Raw genomic sequence first — 21,384 nt, 5'->3', positions numbered from 1 at the left:
GCTTTTCGGCATAAAGGTATTGACAACACCCCGAAGGACCTGTATAATAAATTTCGTTGTGATATTTGGCGTCAACATACTATTGCGGAAGTAGCTCAGTGGTAGAGCATCGCCTTGCCAAGGCGGGGGTCGCGAGTTCGAATCTCGTTTTCCGCTCCATTTATATGATAAATACCAGCAGAGAGACTGCTGGGTTTTTTGCATATATCTTGTTTTTGTTATACAATTATGATATGATATAGCGCATGACATGCTAAAGATTGCAAAAACCTGAAATAAAATAATTGAGCAGAGTGGGAAGTTTATGCCCCAAATGGCAATGCTATTGGCAGACGAGCAATGTCGAAATTTTTAGAAAGCAATTACATAGGGAGGCTGTAACATCGATGAAAGTAACGACGGCAAGAATAGACAAGCATAAAGTAGTTCTGGAAATGGAAATACCACAGACAGAAGTAGCAAAAGCAATGGATAAGGCGTATCATAAATTGGCCGGCAAAATCAATATTCCTGGATTTAGAAAAGGCAAGGTGCCTCGCAAAATTTTGGAAATGCGGGTTGGCAAACCGGCTTTGCTAGATGAAGCTTTTGAGATTATTGCTCCGGAAGCGTATGGGCAGGCATTGGCTGAACAAAAACTTGAACCGGTCAGCCGGCCGGAAATTGATGTAGTGACTTTGGAAGAAGATAAACCGTTGGTTTTTAAAGCAACTGTAACGGTGAAGCCAGATGTGACTCTCGGCGATTATAAGGGATTAAAAATAACAAAAGCGGCTGTCGAAGTAACAGATGAACAGGTTGATGCCGAACTGGAAAATATGCGAAACCGTCAGGCAAAAATGGTTGTCGTGGAAGATGCCGCATTGGCGAATGACGATTTTGCCATTATCGACTTTGAAGGCTTTATTGACGGTGTGGCTTTCAAGGGCGGAGAGGGAAAGAGCTACCCGCTGCAATTAGGTTCCGGCAGCTTCATTCCCGGCTTTGAAGAACAGTTGATCGGCGCCAAAGCCGGTGAGGAACGGGAGGTCAAGGTGACTTTCCCAGAAGAGTATCATGCTGCCGATTTAGCTGGCAAGGAAGCTGTTTTCAAGGTGAAAATCCAGGATGTAAAACGGAAAGAACTGCCTGAACTGGATGATGATTTTGCGAAAGATGTAAGCGAATTTGCCACGGTTGAGGAATTAAAGAACGATATTAAGAATAAATTAGAAAAGGCTGCGGCAGAAAAATCGGAGCGGGATTTCCGCAATGATGCTATTAAACAGGCAGTTGAAAATGCAGCTGTCGATATTCCTGATGTTATGATAGAAACCCGAATCAATAATATGATTAATGATATGGATATTAATTTGCAGAGCCGGGGAATGAAACTGGAACAATACCTGGAATATGCTAAAATGGATCTCGAAACGCTGCGTAAAAACTACCGTGAATCGGCGGCCATCAATGTGAAAACAGACTTAGTCCTTGAAGCTATCGTCAAGGCCGAAGCGCTGGAGCCCGCTAAAGAGGACATTCAGGGAGAAATCACCGCAATGGCGGAGACTTATGGAACTTCAGCGGCAGAAGTTGATAAAATCGTTCGCAGTCAGGGTCATATGAGTGCATTAGTCGATTCCGTACTGCGTAAAAAAGCTGCCCAAACCATTATTGACAGTGTAGAACAAGCGTAAGCTGATATAGAGTGGATCCCTGTTCCTGTGTTCTGCTTTGCTTATAAAAAAGAACCGAGGTGTTTTTCATGAGTTTTGTACCAATCGTTGTTGAGCAATCCAACCGGGGAGAGCGGGCATATGACATATACTCGCGGCTGCTGAAGGATCGTATTGTTTTTATTGGAGGACCCATTGATGATACGGTAGCAAACTTGGTGATCGCCCAGTTGCTGTTTTTGGAATCGGAAGATCCGGATAAGGATATCCATTTGTATATCAATAGTCCGGGAGGCGTAGTGACAGCAGGACTTGCTATTTATGATACGATGCAGTATATTAAACCTGATGTTTCTACTATTTGTCTGGGGCTGGCGGCCAGCATGGGTGCACTTTTGCTGACTGCCGGAGCAAAGGGGAAGCGCTATGCTCTTCCTTATGCACGGATTATGATTCATCAGCCTTTGGGCGGGGCTCAGGGGCAGGCTACCGATATTGAGATTCATGCCCGGGAAATTCTGCGACTGAGGGAAGTGGGCAATGAGATATTGATTCGCCATACCGGTCAGCCTTTGGAAACAATTCAGCGCGATACCGAGCGGGATTTCTTTATGTCCAGCGAGCAGGCCAAAGAATATGGCATTATTGATTCGGTGGTTGTTCGGGGTGAACGCAGTAAGGAAACTCCCAAATAGAGAGGTGATACAATGTTGAAGTTTGGGGACGATAAGGGACAACTGAAATGCTCCTTTTGCGGCAAACTGCAGGAACAGGTGAAAAAACTGGTTGCCGGGCCGGGAGTATATATTTGCGATGAATGCATTGAGCTGTGCAATGAAATTATTGAAGAAGAATTAAGCGAGGATATTGACGTAGAACTCCGCGACGTTTTAAAGCCAAAGGAAATTAAGGATATTCTTGACCAGTATGTCATCGGTCAGGAAGAAGCTAAAAAGACGTTGTCAGTGGCAGTATATAATCATTATAAACGGATTAACATGGCTAATAAAATGGACGATGTCGAGCTCCAAAAGTCTAATATTGTTATGCTGGGACCGACCGGCAGCGGCAAAACACTGCTGGCTCAAACTTTGGCGAAAATTTTAAATGTTCCTTTTGCCATTGCCGATGCCACTTCCCTTACGGAAGCCGGGTATGTGGGCGAAGATGTTGAAAATATTCTGCTGAAGTTAATCCAGGCTGCCGATTACGATGTGGAGAAGGCAGAAAAAGGCATTGTCTATATTGATGAAATCGACAAGATTGCCCGTAAGTCGGAAAATCCATCCATTACCCGGGATGTATCCGGTGAGGGAGTCCAGCAGGCGCTGCTGAAGATTCTTGAAGGAACGGTAGCCAGTGTGCCGCCTCAGGGAGGACGCAAGCATCCCCATCAGGAATTCATTCAAATTGATACCACGAATATATTGTTTATTTGCGGCGGCGCTTTTGATGGAATTGATAAGATCATTAGCGGACGTACCGGCAAAAAGACATTAGGATTTGGTGCGGATATTCCCAGCAAAGAAAAGAAAAACGTCGGTGAAATTCTACGAAAGATTTTACCGGAGGATTTATTGAAATTCGGTTTGATTCCTGAATTTGTCGGTCGGCTGCCGGTAGTTGTAACTTTGGATGCTTTGGATGAACCGGCATTGATCCGCATTCTGCTGGAACCAAAAAATGCGTTAATCAAGCAATATCAGAAATTTCTCGAGCTGGATAATGTTCAGCTGGAATTTAAGGAAGATGCCCTTAAGGCCATTGCCAATGAAGCCTTGAAGCGTAATACGGGTGCCCGGGGGTTACGGGCTATTATTGAAGGCATTATGCGCAATGTGATGTATGAAGTGCCTTCCCGTACCGATGTTGCCAAATGTACGGTTACCAGGGATGTTGTCTTGAGTAAAGAAGAACCAATACTGGTTACTATGGATCGGAAAAGTAAGAAAAAAGAAGAATCCGCTTAAAATAGAAAGCAGAGGAGAGAAAAACTCTTCTGCTTTTTATTTTTCGTCAAAAATAGCAAATAATCTTCTAAAATGTCCATGTAAGCAATTGAGTTCCGGTTTTTGCCAGGATAAAATCATACCCTTTGCCTATACTAAAATTAGCAAATTCTTATGTCTGAAAAGCACGATTGACGTTATGCATACATATTTCTCAGGTATCATCGGGCTATTCAGGCTGGGAAAAAGAAGCGGGGGAAAGGAGGATTCGCGGCGAAGTGGATTATGCTGTTAATATTATTACAGTCATTCAGTTCTTTTTTGCGGTTGTAATCGGCATGTATTTCTGGAATCTCCTTAAGTCCCAGCAAGGAAATCGGGTAGCGGTGGAGCGAGAGTCCCAAAAAGAAATGGAGAAGTTGAAAAAACTGCGGGAGATTTCCCTGACGGAGCCATTGGCAGAAAAGACCCGGCCAGGATCCTTTGCCGAAATTATCGGGCAGGATGAAGGGTTGAAAGCGCTGCGTGCCGCCCTCTGCGGACCCAATCCACAGCATGTGCTGATATACGGTCCTCCCGGAGTCGGAAAAACGGCGGCGGCCCGTCTGATTTTGGCGGAAGCTCGACGAAATCCCTTATCACCCTTTGGGCAGGCTGCCAAGTTTATTGAAATGGATGCCACAACAGCCCGGTTTGATGAGCGGGGTATTGCCGATCCGCTGATCGGGACTGTGCATGATCCGATTTATCAGGGGGCAGGTTCTTTCGGTATAGCGGGGATTCCTCAACCTAAACCGGGGGCGGTGACAAAAGCTCATGGCGGGCTCCTGTTTATTGACGAGATCGGCGAACTTCATCATATTCAGATGAATAAGCTGCTGAAAGTTCTGGAAGATCGCCGGGTATTTCTGGAAAGTTCCTATTATAACAGCGAAGATACTAACATTCCCAGCCATATTCATGATATGTTTCAAAACGGATTACCGGCTGATTTCCGGTTGGTAGGCGCAACGACCCGAATGCCCCAGGACATACCGCCGGCTATTCGTTCCCGTTGCGTGGAAATTTTTTTCCGGCCCTTGCTGCCGGAGGAGATTGCCATTGTCGCCATGAATGCGGTAGAAAAAATAAATTTTACTATAGAGAGCAGTGCGGTAGGGGTAATTAAAAGCTATGCGGGCAATGGCCGGGATGCGGTGAATATCATTCAGATTGCCGCCGGCATTGTTCTGAATGAGCACCGCCAGTTGATTACCGGCACCGATATCGAATGGGTAGTGAATTTCGGCCAGTATAATCCCCGTCCCGAAAAAAAGATTTCAGCAAAGCCCCAGGTGGGATTTGCCAATGGACTGGCAGTATATGGGGCCAATATCGGCACCATTATGGAGGTTGAAGTTTCTGCTGCTGCCAATGCATATGGCACTGGAAAACTGACGGTTACCGGGGTAGTTGATGAAGAAGAGATTGGCATGCCGGGGCGAACTATGCGGCGCAAAAGCATGGCAAAGGGCTCAATGGACAATGTCCTGACGGTTTTGTCCAACCGGTTTAGGATTGATCCGCATAAATATGACATTCACGTCAATTTCCCCGGCAGCGGCCCCATTGACGGACCATCAGCCGGCATCACGGTTGCAGTATCGGTTTATTCTGCGGTTTCCGGCCTCCCTATTGATAATCAGATTGCCATGACCGGTGAACTATCGATCCGAGGGCTGGTAAAACCTGTCGGTGGTGTAAATGCCAAGATAGCGGCGGCCAGGCAGGCGGGGGCTAAGCGGGTACTCATTCCCAGAGAGAACTGGCAGGAAAATTATCGCACGATGGATGTCGAAGTCATTCCGATTGACACCATTGAGGAGGCGTTGCAGCATTCCTTACTCAAAATGGGCGATGGAGTCCACCTGGAAGTCGTGAAAAATCAGAACGATATTTTGGCGGCCGCCGGGGTGACGATGTAAGACAGTTGATAGCGGGAGGCAGCGGTTCTTTAGCTTTCCGGGAATAGCAAGATGAAATCAGCTGGTTAAAAAGCGAGAGCGTTATGCTGCTCATGCCAATAACAGCAGTTATTGGCATGAGACAGGCGGGGAACGATCTCGCCTTTTTTCTGTATAAACAGCGGCGTAAAAAGGATTTTGAACATTGTGTAAGAATATTTATAATGGTAGAAGCTGAAAATAGAAACAGATCAGGTAAACAGGAGGCTGTAAATGAATGGCAAATAACAAACGCACTATACCACTACTGCCGTTAAGAGGCATTTTAGTATTTCCATATATGATTATTCATCTTGATGTGGGAAGGGAAAAATCCATTAGCGCGCTGGAGGAGGCGATGGTTCATGACCGGCTGATTATGCTGGCAGCGCAAAAAGATGCGCAAAATGATGCGCCGGGGGAGGACGAAATCTTTCAGGTAGGAACTGTTGCTGAAATCAAACAGCTGTTAAAACTTCCCGGCGGCACCATCCGGGTGCTGGTAGAAGGCCTCTATCGCGCCAAGATCGTTGATTACGTTGCGCTGGAACCCTTTTATAAGGCAGAAATTGATCAGTTTGACGAGACAGGGGCAAAAACTCCTGAAATTGAAGCCTTAACCAGGACAGCTATTCATCAGTTTGAACAATGGGTGAAACTGAGTAAAAAAATCCCACCGGAGACATTGGTTTCAGTGGTCGTTGTAGAAGAACCGGGGCGTTTGACCGATCTCATCGCCAGTCATTTGGCCCTTAAAATCGAGGATAAGCAAGCCTTGCTGGATGCCATTGATGTGAAAGACAGATTGGAAAAATTATGCGAAATTCTGGGGCGGGAAATGGAAATTCTCGAACTGGAGAAGAAGATCAATGTGCGGGTGCGCAAACAAATGGAAAAAACCCAAAAAGAATATTATTTGCGGGAACAGTTGAAAGCCATTCAAAAAGAACTGGGAGATAAAGACGACCGGACAACGGAAGTGGAAGAATATCGCAGCAAAGCGAAAGAACGGGAACTTTCCAAAGAAGTGGCGGAAAAGATTAATAAAGAGATCGACCGGCTGGAAAAAATGCCGCTTATGGCGGCAGAAAGTGCGGTAATCCGCACGTATTTGGACTGGCTCCTGGCGCTGCCATGGGCGAAAGAAACTGTCGATAACCTGGATGTGGGAGTGGCTGAAACCATCCTGGACGATGATCATTATGGCTTGGAAAAGGTAAAAGAGCGGATTTTGGAATACTTGTCTATTCGTAAACTTACGGCAAAAATGAAGGGGCCGATTCTCTGCCTGGTGGGACCGCCCGGAGTGGGGAAAACCTCTCTGGCCCGTTCTATCGCCCGGTCTATGGGACGAAATTTTGTCCGGGTGTCCTTGGGAGGGGTACGGGATGAAGCGGAGATACGCGGTCACCGTCGCACTTATGTCGGCGCATTGCCGGGGCGGATCATTCAGGGGATACGGAATGCCGGATCAAAAAACCCAGTGTTTTTGCTTGACGAAGTCGACAAGATGAGTGCCGACTTCCGTGGGGATCCTTCTTCCGCCTTATTGGAAGTATTGGATCCGGAACAGAATAACACGTTTAGTGATCATTATGTGGAACTTCCCTTTGATTTGTCCGGGGTACTTTGGGTGGTTACTGCGAATGTGATGCATAATATTCCCAGACCGCTGCGTGACCGCATGGAAATTATCAGTATTCCCGGATATACCGAAGAGGAAAAAGTTCAGATTGCCCAGCGCTACCTGATTGCCAAGCAGACTCGGGAGCATGGATTGAATGACAGGCAGATTGTTTTTACAGAAGGAACGTTGCAAAAAATCATTGCCGATTATACCCGTGAAGCCGGAGTTCGCAGTCTGGAACGCAGTATTGCCAATTTGTGCCGCAAAGTGGCCCGCCAGATTGTTCAGCATAAAAAAACCAGTGTGAAGATTACTGCCCAGAATCTGCATACCTTTCTCGGTGCGCCTAAATTTCGCCACACTCAGGCGGAACAGGATCAGCAGGTGGGGGTGACTACCGGACTGGCCTGGACGGAAGTGGGCGGCGAAGTGCTGTCTACCGAAGTGTCCATCATGCGGGGCAAAGGGAAATTGATGCTTACCGGGCAGCTGGGAGATGTGATGAAGGAATCGGCTCAGGCCGGATTCAGTTACATTCGCAGCCGGGTAAAAGAACTGGGAATTGATGAAGAATTTTATGAAAAAAATGATATTCATATTCATCTGCCGGAAGGGGCGATTCCCAAAGACGGTCCGTCTGCCGGTATCACCATGGCTACGGCTATGGTTTCAGCTCTAACCGCCAAACCGGTTCGCAGCGATATTGCCATGACCGGTGAAATCACTTTGCGGGGCAGGGTGCTTCCGGTCGGCGGTATCAAGGAAAAAGTATTGGCCGCCCATCGGGTGGGAATCAATAAAATTATTCTGCCGAAAGAAAACAAGCGGGATATTGACGATATCCCGGCTAATATCAAGCGTCATATGGAATTTTTTCTGGTTGAGCAGATGGACGAAGTGCTGGATCGGGCCCTGGTGACGGAAAGTGTCTGAGGAGAGTGCTGTGAATGTGCTGAATGCCAGATATATGGCATCTGCGGTACGGGCAGATCAGTATCCGGCAGAGAATCTGCCTGAGATCGCCTTTATTGGCCGTTCCAATGTGGGGAAGTCTTCCTTGCTCAATTCCCTATCACGGCATAACGGATTGGCGCGAACCAGCGGGACACCGGGGAAAACCCAGACGATTAATTTTTACCGGCTGGCGGTTAAGCGCAGCGAAGAGCGCCGGGAATTTTATTTTGTGGATCTGCCCGGTTACGGCTACGCCCGGGCCGGTCAGGCCAGTCGGCGGCAGTGGGCGAAGTTTATTGAAGAATATTTATTGCAATCGCCCCGGCTAAAGTTAATCTGCCAGTTGATCGATATCCGGCATCCCCCTATGGAGAGCGATATCTACACCTATCGCTGGCTTAGGGAAAATCACCTTCCCGTAAAGGTCATTGCGACTAAATCCGATAAGATCAGCCGTTCGGCGCTGAAACAACAGGTAATGAGCATAAAAACAGGATTAGAGCTGGCTGATGATGATATCCTGGCTTATTCTTCTGTTAATGGGTTAGGACGCTTACGTTTACTTGACGCGATTGGCGATCTTTTGTTAGAATAAAATACAAGCTAGGGAGGACGCGCAGGTTGTCCTCCTTTTTGAAAGGGCAAGAGTCACTTGTAACCATCATTGTTTTTAAACGCTGCGATAAGCGAGGGAAGAGGAGTATGTTATGCTGACTGTATTTGACAAGGCATTGCTCAATATTATTCAAACCGATCTGCCGATAGCCAGCCGGCCATTCGCTATTTTAGCAGAGCAGCTGCAGGTTGAAGAAGCGTATGTGATAGAACGGCTGCAATATCTGAAAGCACATGGCTATATCCGGCGCATCGGCCCTTTTTTTGATTCGGATCGGCTGGGCTATGTCGGTACGTTAGTGGCGGTGCGGGTACAACCAGCACATATGCGGGAGGTAGCGGAGACAATTAATCAGTACAGCGGCGTTACCCATAACTACGAGCGGGATGGCTTCTATAATTTATGGTTTGCCCTGCTGGCCTCCAACCAGGCTGTTATGGAGAAAATTTTGGCCCGGATTAAAGGGTTAACCGGGGTGGATAAGCTCATTAGTTTACCGGCAACGAAGAAGTTTAAAGTGAGTGTCCGGTTCAACTTGCAGTAAAGATAGCGAGGTTTTGTCATGTTAGACGCATTGGATAAAAAAATTATTGCCGCTATGCAGGCTGATTTACCGATTGTGGCCGAACCTTACCGGGAATTGGCGGAGCGGCTGGGAATCAGTGAAACAGAGCTGCTGCGGCGCCTGAAATCTTATCGTGAGACAGGCAAGATGCGAAAAATGGGGGCGGTACTGCGCCATCGTATTGTCGGCTATGCTGCCAATGCCCTTTGCGCTTGGATTGTACCGGAAAGCCGGAGGGATGAAATCGGGGAACTATTTATAGCCAGCGAGGCGGTAACTCACTGCTATACCCGGTTGCCCCAGGCAGACTGGCCCTATAATTTTTATATCATGCTGCATGCCCATACCCGGCAGGAATGTAAAATGATGGCGGCGGAGCTTGCTCAGGCTGCAAACATAAAGGACTACATAATGCTGTTCAGCACCCGGGAATGGAAAAAAGCCAGCATGCGCTATTTCAGCGAGGAAAACCAGGCGGATATGGGCAGTATATAAATTTTCCTGTCAAATGGTGTGATCGGATCGCGTAATCCGGACGGAGAAAAAGAAATAGGTAGACTTTAAATAGGGAAATAGTGTATTATAGAAACAGACTTTGCTTGTAGGTGATACGATAGTGAATAAAAAGATGTTTAGTACGGTACAAAGTGATCTGGAATTGCTGGAAGAAGAACTGCTTTCTGTAATACACTCTCCGGTAGATTTAATAACCGATATTAGTAATCATTTGGTGCAAGCGGGTGGTAAACGGCTGCGTCCCGCTTTATATCTGATCTGTGCCCGGGATGGGAACGGGACATTGGCCGATATTATGCCGATGGCCATCTCTATTGAACTGATTCATATGGCTACGCTGGTACATGATGATGTCATTGACAACGCTATGACCCGTCGCGGCCGGCCGACAGCGAATGCTCAATGGAATAATCAGCTGCCGGTACTTACAGGCGACTATCTTTTTGCCAAAGCTTTTTCTTTGGTGGCAACCCATGTAGACAGTATTCGGCTCAAAGTGCTGACAGATGTCATTTGCTCCATGTGCGAAGGGGAAATTATCCAAAACCGGGATTCTTTTAACCCGGGACAGTCGGAACCGGAATATCTGGTGCGTATTGCCAAAAAGACGGCTGATTTTATTGCGGCCAGCTGTGAACTGGGAGGATTGTCCGCCGGCTTAGCAGCGGAGAATGTACAGGCCGTACGGGAGTATGGATATGATATTGGAATGGCGTTTCAGATTACCGATGATATCCTGGATGTGACGGCATCGTCCGAGCAGCTTGGCAAGCCGGCCGGCAATGATTTGCGTCAGGGAATTATTACTTTACCGGTTATTTATGCCTTGGAGAAAAGCCCGGATAAAGAAGAATTGCGTAATATTTTGATAACCAGGGACATGCCGGAAGATATGGTGAAACGGGGTCTGACCATTATTCATGCAACCGAAGCGGTTGAATATTCCTACAGCCGGGTGGCGGATTATTTGGCGAAGGCACGGCAGGTGCTGCCTAAAGCCTTGACGGATGATACCCGGCAGTCTTTATTGGCAGTTGCCGATTTTGTCGGACTTCGTAAATATTAATGGATTCGGGGCAATGCAATTCCAAGCTTCCTGCGGAAGGGTATGATTTTATCCTTTCGCAGGAAGCTTTTATACGTACGGGGTGCTTGGCAAAAATAAATTCAAAATATAGAGAATTATGCAATAGGTATTGTGCTGAAAATATTATGTGAAGCAAATTTTCTGTAAAATGAAGGAGGAATTTGATGCTTGATGGAGAAAAACATAGATATAAAAATATTTTGATATTTAGAAAAAATTTTTTTAGGTAGTAGTATTCATCTTGCTAAGTAATGCCGGCTCAGCCGGTTTACTATTTCTTAGCCGTAAGTAATTGTTAAAGGAGGTGCGGGGCGGGTAAAGGCGGCTGTAGTTATTTTCTGTGACGCAGTGGCTTCACAGGAAGGGAGATGATGGGTGAAACTGAGATTTTGTGGCTTATTATATTATAATATTTAATAAATATGAGGAAGTGTAATTTAAAATGACATGGGTTCAAAATTATAGTCCCCTGGGAAGTATAGGACTTTCGGCGCTTGTTGCCGCCATTCCACTTTTTATTCTCCTGTATTTGCTGGGGATTAAACAATCAAAAGGTCATGTTGCGGCCTTTTGGGGTTTGGCTTCCGGAATTTTGGTAGCTATTTTGGCATTTCAGATGCCTGTTGGTTTAGCGATTAGTGCAACTCTTAATGGCATTTTGTTCGGTATTTTCCCGATTATCTGGATTATCGTAACCGCCATTTGGGTTTACAATATGACAGTTGAAGCCGGTGAATTCGAAATCATTAAAAATTCCCTGGCTTCCATAACGGATGATCGCCGTTTGCAGGCTATTTTTATTGCTTTTGCCTTTGGTTCCTTCCTGGAAGGTACTGCCGGGTTCGGTACGCCGGTAGCTATTACGGCCGCTATGCTGGTTGGACTCGGGTTTAATCCGGTTTATGCCGCGACAATCTGCCTGATTGCCAATACAGCTCCGGTTGCCTTCGGCGCTATCGGTACTCCGGTTGTCGTTCTCGGACAGGTCAGCGGGATTGATCCGTTCACATTGAGTAAAATTATTGGCCGTCAGCTGCCGTTCCTTTCGGTTATCGTGCCTCTATGGGTAGTTGTGATGATGTGCGGCTGGAAGCGGGCTATGGAAGTGTTGCCGGCAGTATTGGTAGCCGGTGTTTGTTTTGCCGGCACCCAGTACTATACTTCCAATCATATTAGCGTCTATTTGCCGGATATCACTTCTGCCTTCGTTACGATTATTGGGCTACTGATTTTTCTTAATGTATGGAAGCCATCTAAAATCTGGCATTTTCCTGACGAAGCGGCGGCTACTGCCGATAGTAAAGTAGAGCTGCAATATTCTCTCAGTCAGGTGCTTCGTGCCTGGGCCCCTTATATCATTTTGGCTGTTTTTGTCTTCCTGTGGGCTGATAATAGATTCCTGGGTTTCAAAAATGTCCTGGTTGGCTGGGAAAAAGCCCTTGGCTTGACAGCTGTTACGTGGCCGGGACTGCATAATCTGGTTATCAGAACGGCCCCGATTGTGGCGAAAGATGCTCCGTATGCGGCGACTTGGGGAATCAACTTCCTGTCTGCCGGCGGGTCGGCAATTTTTGCCGCAGGCATAGTTTCCCTGCTGATTATTCCCCACTATGGCGTCGGTCGGGCTGTTGCTTGTTTTGGCAGAACAATTAAAATACTGATTTACCCAATTCTTACTGTTACTATGGTACTTGGTTTAGCATATGTGATGAATTACTCCGGTATGAGTTCTACTTTAGGACTGGCCTTTACGGCAACCGGGGCGGCATTCCCTTTCTTTGCTCCTGTTCTTGGCTGGCTGGGTGTGTTCCTGACCGGATCGGATACTTCGGCCAATGCGCTGTTTGGCTCCATGCAGAAGACGGCTGCGACGCAGATTGGTATCGACCCGAACCTGTGTGTGGCTGCTAACTCCTCCGGTGGTGTCTGCGGCAAGATGATTTCACCCCAGAGTATTGCTGTTGCTTGCGCTTCAGCCGGCTTGGTCGGGAAAGAATCCACCATTTTCCGGGCGGCAGTGCCTCATAGTATTGCTATGCTGCTCTTCATCTGTGTATTGACTTATCTCCAGGCATATGTACTGAACTGGATGCTGCCATAAGTTTTTGAAGTGAAAATAGTTTGATTTATAAAAAAGCGGCGGGTAACCTGCCGTTTTTTTTCCCCTTGTCACCGGTGAATTATAAAAAAAATATAAACGGACTGTAAAATCGGCAGGAATTATTTTACTCTTGCCGAATAATCTTAATATATAAAAATCGATAGAATGATTATTTCACTGAATTTATTGATAACCGCGACTTTTGGTTAAAAACCATGCTCAGGAGTATGTCCTTAGGAATTCCCCCCAGCAGGCAGCCGTAGATTACCAACGAAAGAGGTGAATTTTTTTTTTTGGTATGCGGTTTTATAACAATAACTGAATAAAGTAAAGAAAGGTGGTGAAAATAGAAAAATAGCTATTTTACATCCCGAATTAACGGTTAGCTTCATTCTGTATTAAAGGAAGGGTGTATGTTTTATGACATGGGTTCAAGATTATAATCCTCTGGGAAGTGTAGGTCTTTCGGCGCTTGTCGCCGCCATTCCGCTATTTATTCTTTTGTATATGCTGGGTATCAAGCGTTCGAAAGGGCACAACGCGGCCGGCATTGCCGTAGTGGCTGCAATTTTGCTATCTATTTTTGTCTTTAAAATGCCGGCCAGCTTGGCGATCAGTGCCACGCTTAACGGTGCTTTGACCGGTATTTTCCCAATTGTCTGGATTATTGTAACTGCTATCTGGGTTTACAATATGACAGTGGAATCCGGTGAATTCGAAATCATCAAAAATTCATTGGCGTCGATTACCGAAGATCGCCGTCTCCAGGCGCTGTTTATCGCTTTTGCTTTCGGTTCCTTTATCGAAGGCACTGCGGGATTCGGAACGCCGGTGGCTATTACGGCTGCTATGCTGGTGGGCCTTGGCTTTAACCCGGTTTATGCCGCCGGTATCTGCCTGGTTGCTAATACCGCTCCGGTTGCCTTTGGCGGTATCGGCATCCCGGTTGTCGTTCTTGGCCAGGTAAGCGGGATAGATCCAATGACACTCAGTAAAATTATTGGCCGTCAGCTGCCATTCCTTTCGGTTATCGTACCTCTGTGGGTCGTTGTAATGATGTGCGGCTGGAAACGGGCCATGGAAGTATTGCCGGCGGTGATTGTAGCTGGTATTTGCTTCGCTGCTACCCAGTTTTTCACTTCCAATTATATTAGTGTATACTTGCCGGATATTACCTCGGCTTTGGTTACCATTATTGGACTGCTGATTTTTCTCAATGTGTGGAAGCCTACCAATACGTGGCACTTTCCTGATGAGAAAGTTGCCGCTACCGGCAAAGTTGAACTGCAGTATTCCATAGGCGAAGTTCTTCGCGCCTGGGGTCCCTACATTATTTTGGCGGTTCTGGTTTTTCTGTGGGCTGATGATAAATTCCTGGGATTCAAGAAAGTATTAGTTGGCTGGGAGAAAACTCTTGGCTTGACATCCTTTGCCTGGCCTGGGTTGCATAACTTGGTTATGCGGTCAGCTCCGGTTGTGGCAAAGACTTCCCCCTACGCGGCAACGTATGGCATTAATTTCCTGTCGGCTGCCGGTACTGCTATTTTCGTGTCCGGAATTCTTTCCCTGTTCATCATCCCGAATTATGGCGCTAAACGGGCTGTTGCCTGCTTTGGTAAAACTATCAAAGTACTGATCTATCCAATCATCACTATTGCCTTGATTCTGGGCTTGGCTTATATTATGAACTATTCCGGCATGAGCTCTACCTTGGGCTTGGCCTTCACATCCACCGGTTCGGCTTATCCGTTCTTTGCACCGTTTCTTGGCTGGCTGGGTGTGTTTCTCACAGGTTCCGATACGTCGTCTAACGCATTGTTCGGCTCGATGCAGCAGACGGCTGCTCAGCAGCTGGGGATTGATCCCAATCTTATTGTTGCTTCTAACTCCTCCGGCGGTGTTTGCGGCAAGATGATTTCGCCGCAAAGTATTGCGGTTGCTACTGCTGCAACCGGTTTGGTTGGTGAGGAATCGACTATTTTCCGGTTTGCATTGCCTCACAGTGTGGCAATGATTATTCTGATTGGCATGCTAACGTATGCACAGGCGTATGTGCTGCACTGGATGCTGCCGTAATTTAATACTTGCTGAAAAGTGGCGGGGCTTAGTACCCGCCACTTTTTTGGATATCTCTGCGGACTATCGTTGTGTTTTTCCACCTGCAAAGGTATAATAATTACATAAAAAGCAGGAAGGGACGTGAATGCATGTTTAGCTTCAGCATGCCGGAATTAGTATTGATCTTAGTAATTGCTCTGGTGGTATTTGGTCCGGGGAAATTGCCGGAAGTAGGGAAGGCGCTGGGCAAGGGGATTCAGGAATTCCGTCGGGCGACAACCGGTGAACCCACTAAGGATGTGACTGTAAAAGCTGAGGTTATCAGCGAGGAGAAAAAGCCGGACGAAAAGAAGTGAGGATAGCCTGATGTCTGAGAATAATACTCCTGTCGACGATGGCGAACAGCAGGAAATGGTGACAGATCCGAAAGAAATGTCGCTGATTGAGCATTTGGCAGAACTGCGCAAACGTCTGATTATCATGATTGTCGCTGTGGCAATCGGCAGTACCGCCTGTTATTTTTATGCAGCCGAGCTTGTCCATTTCATTACGGCACCTGCCGGCAAGTTGTATTATTTAAACCCGGCGGAAGCTTTTTTTACGTATTTAAAAGTATCCTTTTTTGCCGGTTTTTTATTGGCTTTGCCGATTGTGCTATATGAAGTATGGGCTTTTGTTGTACCGGCTTTGACGCTCAAAGAGCGGCTGGCTACTCTTATATTGGTTCCGGCGTCGGTGGTGCTGTTTTTTGTCGGCCTGGCCTTTTCTTATTTTTTTGTGCTGCCTGCCGGTATTAAATTTTTTATGGGATTTGCTACTGACGATCTCCAGCCCCTATTTTCATTGGGACAATACTTGTCCTTTGTGATTTCGTTTTTGGTTCCTTTTGGCTTTATTTTCGAAATGCCCTTATTTGTGCTTGTGCTTGCCAAGCTGGGAATTATCAGTTCCGGCTTTTTGATTGCCAAACGCAAAGTCGTTCTGGTGCTGTCTTTTGTTGTCGGTGCCTTGATTTCGCCGACACCTGATATTTTTTCCCAGTGCATGGTGGCCATTCCGATGATTATACTGTATGAGATTAGTATTTTAATCGTCAAATATATACTGCGTAAATAGCAAGAGTTGCTTGCCGGAGACTGAAAGGAGCGCCTGAATTTGGCATTTACTGATTTACGGGAGTTTATTAATGGCTTGGAAGAACGGGGCTGGCTGAAACGTATTCAGCAAAGTGTGGATTGCCAGCTGGAAATTACGGAGATAACGGACAGGGTATCGAAAATGTCCGGCGATAAGAATGTGGCACTGCTGTTTGAAAATGTGAAAGGGTATGATGTGCCGGTATTGATCAATGCTTTTGGCAGTATGGAGCGCATGGCTTTTGCCCTCGGTGTAGAAAAGATTGATGATATTGCCCGGGAAATCGGCAGTATTCTTCGGCTTCCCTATATTTCTTTGCAGAATAAACTGGAGCTTGTCAAAATTATTCCGACAGCCAAACGGGCTATTCACTTTCCCAAATATGTAAAGAGCGGTCCTTGTAAAGAGGTTATTATTAAAGATCAGCCGTCTTTGGAAAAATTTCCGATTTTGCAATGCTGGCCGGGTGATGCCGGACGATTTATTACGCTGCCCCTGGTGTTTACCAAAAATCCGCTGACCGGGAAACGAAATGTGGGGATGTACCGTTTGCAGGTTTTTGACGGACAGACTACCGGCATGCACTGGCATATCCATAAAAACGGTGCGGCTAACTACCGGGCATACCGTGAAATGGGCAAAGACCGGATTGAAGTTGCCGTAGCGATTGGCGGTGATCCCGCGTTGACGTATGCTGCTACGGCTCCTCTGCCCCGGGATATTGACGAGATGGTCTTTGCCGGCTTTCTGCGGAAAAAATCGGTAGAATTAGTCAAGTGCGAAACTGTGGATGTAGAAGTTCCCGCCCAGGCCGAAATTATTTTGGAAGGTTACGTCAATATGGATGAAATGCGGCGGGAAGGTCCTTTTGGCGATCATACCGGTTATTATTCTTTAGCCGACCAATATCCGGTTTTTCATATTACTTGTATTACCCATCGAAAAAATCCGATTTATCCGGCAACGGTTGTGGGAAAACCGCCGATGGAAGACTGCTTCCTGGCGAAAGCGACCGAGCGCATTTTTTTACCGATACTTAAAATGCAGCTACCGGAAATTGTGGATATCAATCTTCCCTTGGAAGGGGTTTTTCATAACTGTGCGGTGATTTCGATTAAAAAAAGCTATCCGCAGCAGGCTAAAAAGGTGATGCATGCGATTTGGGGCATGGGACAAATGATGTTTACCAAAATGCTCATTGTTGTGGACCAGCATGTCAATGTACAGGATATGAACGAGGTGTGGTGGCGGGTTTTTAATAACATCGATGCCCGCCGGGATATTGTAATGGTGGATGGACCGCTGGATGTACTGGACCATTCTTCGCCCATGCCCAAATGGGGGACGAAAGTGGGCATTGATGCAACGAAAACCTGGCCGGAAGAAGGACAAAACCGGGAATGGCCGGATGAAATCGTCATGTCCGATGAGATTAAAAAAATTGTGGATGCGAAGTGGAAGGATTTAAATCTTGGGTAAATTGAAAGCACATTTGGATAATATAGCTTTGTCTCATTCGGTGTTTGCTTTGCCGTTTGCTTATATGGGAGCAGTGCTGGCTGTTGGCGGAATTCCCGGCGGCTGGGATTTATTTTGGATTACTCTGGCGATGGTTGGCGCGCGAAGCGCCGCCTTGGCGTTAAATAATTTTATTGATTTGAAATATGACCGGCTTCATCCCCGCTTTACCAAGCGGCCGATGGTCACCGGCGAGGTAAAGAAAGGGGAGGCTGTTTTACTGGTGGCAGCCAGCCTGGGTATTTTTCTGCTGGCCGCCGCCAACCTGCATCCTTTATGTCTGAAATTGGCTCCGTTAGCGGTCATTCCTTTAGTGGTTTATCCTTATATGAAGCGCTTCTCCTGGACGTGTCATTTGGTACTGGGGCTGGCATTGTCCATTGCTCCCGTTGGCGCCTGGATTGCTATCCGGGGGGATTTGACGCTGCCGGTACTATTATTGGGCTTGGCGGTTGGTGTTTGGATTGCCGGGTTTGATGTGATTTATGGCTGTCAGGATGTGGAGTTTGATAAGGCACACGGTCTTCACTCCATGCCGGTACGTTTTGGCATAAATGGAGCTTTGGGATTAACTAAAGTAATGCACGGCATAAGCGTTGCCTGCTTTTTATCAATTGGCGGGCTGCTGCAGCTTTCCTGGCCCTATTATATGGGGGTGGGTTTGGCGGCAGCCGTATTGGTATACCAGCATGCGATTGTCCGGTATGATAATCTGACAAAAGTGACACAGGCTTATTTTATGCGGAATGGGCTGGTTGGTATTTCAGTCTTTATTTTTACCTTGATTAGTATATTTTAGTATTATTGAAGTCATCATTGCAGAAAAGAGGAGGTCTGTCATGCCTGCGCAAATTTTAGACGGCAAGGTATTTTCCGCTCGGATTAAAGAAGCGGTAAAAGAGGATCTGACCGCATTCCGGCAGGAGTATGGGATAGTGCCGGGATTGGCGGTTATTATTGTCGGAGCGAATCCTGCGTCAAAGATATATGTAGCCAACAAGCATAAAGCCTGTGGAGAGCTGGGGATTTATTCAGAAGTCATTTCGTTGCCGGAAACGGTAAGCAAAGCGGAATTGCTTGACAGAATCGCTCAATTGAATCAGGCGGACAATATCCATGGAATTTTGGTACAATTGCCTTTGCCGGAGCATCTGCGGGCCGCTGAGGCAGAGATAACGAATTCTATTTGTCCGGAAAAAGATGTAGACGGATTTCATCCGATCAATGTCGGCAAGCTCAGTATCGGCGAGGAACAGCTTGTTCCCTGCACTCCATGGGGCTGCATTAAAATGCTGGAATTTGCCGGGATTCCCATAGCCGGCAAGCGGGCGGTGGTGATCGGACGGAGCAATATCGTGGGTAAGCCGATGTTTCACTTGCTGCTGTCCCGTAATGCTACGGTTACGGTGTGCCATTCCCATACCCAGCAACTGGCCGATATTACCCGGCAAGCCGATATTTTGGTAGCGGCGGTTGGTAAACCTGGTTTTGTAACGAAAGCTATGGTGAAACCGGGAGCAGTGGTGATTGATGTCGGCATTAACCGTATAGCGGACAAGAAACTGGCAGGCGATGTGGACTTTGATCAGGTAAAGGAAGTTGCCGGTTATATTACGCCGGTTCCCGGCGGAGTCGGTTTGCTGACGATCGCTATGCTGCTGCATAATACGGTAAAAGCGGCAAGAATCGTAATGGCGAAAAAAAATAAACTATAGACAGGCACGCTCCTGTTTACATAGTTACAAAGGTGTGTTGCAGATGAAAAGTGATGTAGAAATAGCCCAGGCAGCGGCAATGAAGCCAATCAGCGAGGTTGCCGCCCAGATTGATATTCCGGCGGAGGAGCTGGAACTTTACGGAAAATATAAGGCTAAGGTGTCCTTGGATACTTGGGAGCGGGTTAAATCCCGGCCCGATGCCAAGTTGGTCCTGGTAACGGCGATTAATCCCACTCCTGCCGGTGAAGGAAAGACCACGACAACAGTGGGACTGGGAGACGCGTTGCGCCGGATGAAGCAAAAAGTAGTGATTGCCCTGCGGGAGCCTTCTCTGGGTCCCTGCTTCGGTATTAAAGGCGGCGCGGCAGGCGGCGGTTATTCCCAGGTTGTGCCGATGGAAGATATCAATCTTCATTTTACCGGCGATTTTCATGCCATTACCACCGCGCACAATCTGCTGGCGGCGATTGTGGATAATCATATTCATCAGGGCAATGAACTGAACATCGATCCCCGGCGAATTACCTGGCGGCGTGTTCTTGATCTGAATGAACGGGCTTTGCGTTCTATTATTTGCGGCTTAGGCGGCAAAGCGAACGGCGTGCCCCGGGAAAGCGGCTTCGATATTACGGTAGCATCGGAGATGATGGCGATTCTGTGTCTGGCCCGGGGGCTGGACGATATGAAACAGCGGATTGGAAAGATTATTATTGGCTATACTTATGACAATCGGCCGGTTACGGCGCAGGATTTGAAAGTTACCGGTGCGCTTACGTTGTTGTTTAAGGATGCAATCAAACCGAATTTGGTGCAAACGCTGGAGAACACGCCGGCCTTTGTCCACGGCGGTCCTTTTGCCAATATCGCTCACGGCTGCAATAGTGTTATGGCGACGAAATTTGCCCTTAAACTGGCTGATATTGTCGTTACGGAAGCCGGTTTCGGCGCTGACCTGGGTGCCGAGAAGTTTTTGGATATTAAATGCCGGTTTGCCGGGATTAAGCCGGCGGCGGTGGTGATTGTGGCCACGGTGCGAGCGCTTAAGATGCATGGCGGAGTACCGAAAACCGACTTGGTGGGCGAAAATATGGCGGCCCTGGAAAAAGGCATGGACAATCTGGTCAAGCATATTGAAAATATGCGAAAATACGGTTTGCCGGTGGTTGTGGCTGTCAATGCTTTTCCGACGGACACGCCGCAGGAATTGGAATTTGTTGAAAAGAAATGCAACGCATTAGGCGCTGAGGTGGCCGTGTCCGCGGTTTGGGCCAAAGGCGGTGAAGGCGGCTTGGCTCTGGCGGAAAAGGTTTTGCAGGCTACCAGGAAACCTGCCGACTTTAAATTTTTATATGACGAAACAGCGCCGATTAAAGATAAGATTGCCGTGATTGCTAAAGAAATATATGGCGCGGCCGATATTGCCTACACTCCCGCAGCAGATAAAACGATCAGTGAACTGACTGCTTTAGGCTATGATAAAACTCCGGTTTGCATGGCTAAGACGCAATACTCTCTCAGCGATGATGCGGCCAAGCTCGGCCGGCCGGAACATTTTACGATTACCGTTCGGGAAGTGCGGGTGGCTGCCGGCGCCGGATTCTTGGTGGCGATTACCGGGCAGATCATGACGATGCCGGGACTGCCGAAGCATCCGGCGGCAGAACGGATGGATATTGACAATAACGGAAAAATTGTCGGGCTGTTTTAGATGTCCAATGGATAGAATGGTTGCAACGGGAGGTCATTATGTATAAAATTCTTGTAAAACAAGAGCTGGCGCCCAATGTCAAACTGTTTGAAATGGCTGCGCCCTTGATTGCTCATAAAGCTCAGCCGGGACAATTTGTCATTTTAAGGGTTGACGAAGCAGGGGAACGAATTCCTTTGACCATCGCCGATTT

At 47.2% G+C, this 21,384-nt stretch carries 17 protein-coding genes and 1 tRNA gene; all 18 read left to right on the top strand.

What is annotated here, in order from left to right; all coding sequences use genetic code 11:
* The first annotated feature begins 84 nt into the window (after window positions 1–84).
* The 18 genes from ABFC84_06705 (at window position 85) to ABFC84_06620 (ending at window position 21,191) form a co-directional block, all read left to right on the top strand.
* Window positions 85–159, top strand: a tRNA-Gly gene (locus ABFC84_06705).
* Between the two features lie 227 nt (window positions 160–386).
* Entirely contained in the window at window positions 387–1,676 is a 1,290-nt protein-coding gene (tig, locus tag ABFC84_06700) for a trigger factor (GenBank protein MEN6412444.1), read from the top strand.
* A gap of 68 nt (window positions 1,677–1,744) precedes the next feature.
* Window positions 1,745–2,350 (top strand): ATP-dependent Clp endopeptidase proteolytic subunit ClpP, encoded by a 606-nt coding sequence (clpP, locus tag ABFC84_06695; protein ID MEN6412443.1) that lies wholly within the window; start codon window positions 1,745–1,747, stop codon window positions 2,348–2,350.
* A gap of 12 nt (window positions 2,351–2,362) precedes the next feature.
* Window positions 2,363–3,625 carry an ATP-dependent Clp protease ATP-binding subunit ClpX gene (clpX, locus tag ABFC84_06690; GenBank protein ID MEN6412442.1) on the top strand — a complete coding sequence of 421 codons (1,263 nt, stop codon included), beginning with the start codon at window positions 2,363–2,365 and terminating at the stop codon, window positions 3,623–3,625.
* Window positions 3,626–3,795: 170 nt separating this feature from the next.
* Entirely contained in the window at window positions 3,796–5,568 is a 1,773-nt protein-coding gene (lonB, locus tag ABFC84_06685) for an ATP-dependent protease LonB (protein ID MEN6412441.1), read from the top strand.
* A gap of 256 nt (window positions 5,569–5,824) precedes the next feature.
* Complete coding sequence (gene lon, locus ABFC84_06680) at window positions 5,825–8,146, top strand: endopeptidase La (GenBank protein ID MEN6412440.1); 2,322 nt, start codon at window positions 5,825–5,827, stop codon at window positions 8,144–8,146.
* Between the two features lie 10 nt (window positions 8,147–8,156).
* Window positions 8,157–8,762, top strand: a complete 606-nt coding sequence (gene yihA, locus ABFC84_06675) for a ribosome biogenesis GTP-binding protein YihA/YsxC (GenBank protein ID MEN6412439.1) — start codon at window positions 8,157–8,159, stop codon at window positions 8,760–8,762.
* Between the two features lie 112 nt (window positions 8,763–8,874).
* Window positions 8,875–9,327 carry a hypothetical protein gene (locus tag ABFC84_06670; protein MEN6412438.1) on the top strand — a complete coding sequence of 151 codons (453 nt, stop codon included), beginning with the start codon at window positions 8,875–8,877 and terminating at the stop codon, window positions 9,325–9,327.
* A gap of 18 nt (window positions 9,328–9,345) precedes the next feature.
* Window positions 9,346–9,843, top strand: coding sequence for an AsnC family transcriptional regulator (locus tag ABFC84_06665; protein ID MEN6412437.1), 498 nt, complete (start codon window positions 9,346–9,348; stop codon window positions 9,841–9,843).
* Between the two features lie 121 nt (window positions 9,844–9,964).
* On the top strand, window positions 9,965–10,930 hold the full coding sequence (locus ABFC84_06660) for a polyprenyl synthetase family protein (protein MEN6412436.1): 966 nt from the start codon (window positions 9,965–9,967) through the stop codon (window positions 10,928–10,930).
* A gap of 463 nt (window positions 10,931–11,393) precedes the next feature.
* Window positions 11,394–13,052, top strand: a complete 1,659-nt coding sequence (locus ABFC84_06655; GenBank protein ID MEN6412435.1) for a lactate permease LctP family transporter — start codon at window positions 11,394–11,396, stop codon at window positions 13,050–13,052.
* Between the two features lie 420 nt (window positions 13,053–13,472).
* Entirely contained in the window at window positions 13,473–15,128 is a 1,656-nt protein-coding gene (locus tag ABFC84_06650) for a lactate permease LctP family transporter (GenBank protein ID MEN6412434.1), read from the top strand.
* Between the two features lie 131 nt (window positions 15,129–15,259).
* Window positions 15,260–15,466: a twin-arginine translocase TatA/TatE family subunit gene (locus tag ABFC84_06645; GenBank protein MEN6412433.1), complete on the top strand. Its 207-nt coding sequence runs from the start codon at window positions 15,260–15,262 to the stop codon at window positions 15,464–15,466.
* A 10-nt stretch (window positions 15,467–15,476) separates the two neighbouring features.
* A complete protein-coding gene (tatC, locus tag ABFC84_06640) occupies window positions 15,477–16,226 on the top strand; it encodes a twin-arginine translocase subunit TatC (protein MEN6412432.1) in 750 nt (249 codons plus the stop codon).
* Window positions 16,227–16,265: 39 nt separating this feature from the next.
* Window positions 16,266–17,726: a menaquinone biosynthesis decarboxylase gene (locus ABFC84_06635; GenBank protein ID MEN6412431.1), complete on the top strand. Its 1,461-nt coding sequence runs from the start codon at window positions 16,266–16,268 to the stop codon at window positions 17,724–17,726.
* Window positions 17,719–18,564, top strand: coding sequence for a UbiA-like polyprenyltransferase (locus ABFC84_06630; protein ID MEN6412430.1), 846 nt, complete (start codon window positions 17,719–17,721; stop codon window positions 18,562–18,564). The genes ABFC84_06635 and ABFC84_06630 overlap by 8 nt, the downstream gene beginning before the upstream one ends.
* Window positions 18,565–18,604: 40 nt before the next feature.
* Window positions 18,605–19,480 (top strand): bifunctional methylenetetrahydrofolate dehydrogenase/methenyltetrahydrofolate cyclohydrolase FolD, encoded by an 876-nt coding sequence (gene folD / locus ABFC84_06625; GenBank protein MEN6412429.1) that lies wholly within the window; start codon window positions 18,605–18,607, stop codon window positions 19,478–19,480.
* 43 nt (window positions 19,481–19,523) lie between these two features.
* Complete coding sequence (locus ABFC84_06620; protein ID MEN6412428.1) at window positions 19,524–21,191, top strand: formate--tetrahydrofolate ligase; 1,668 nt, start codon at window positions 19,524–19,526, stop codon at window positions 21,189–21,191.
* The last annotated feature ends 193 nt before the right edge of the window (window positions 21,192–21,384 follow it).

The sequence above is a fragment of the Veillonellales bacterium genome (assembly GCA_039680175.1).
In the GTDB taxonomy this organism is placed as follows: domain Bacteria; phylum Bacillota; class Negativicutes; order JAAYSF01; family JAAYSF01; genus JBDKTO01.
Note: the sequence above shows the minus strand (reverse complement) of the source record. Positions and strands in the feature narration are given on the sequence as shown.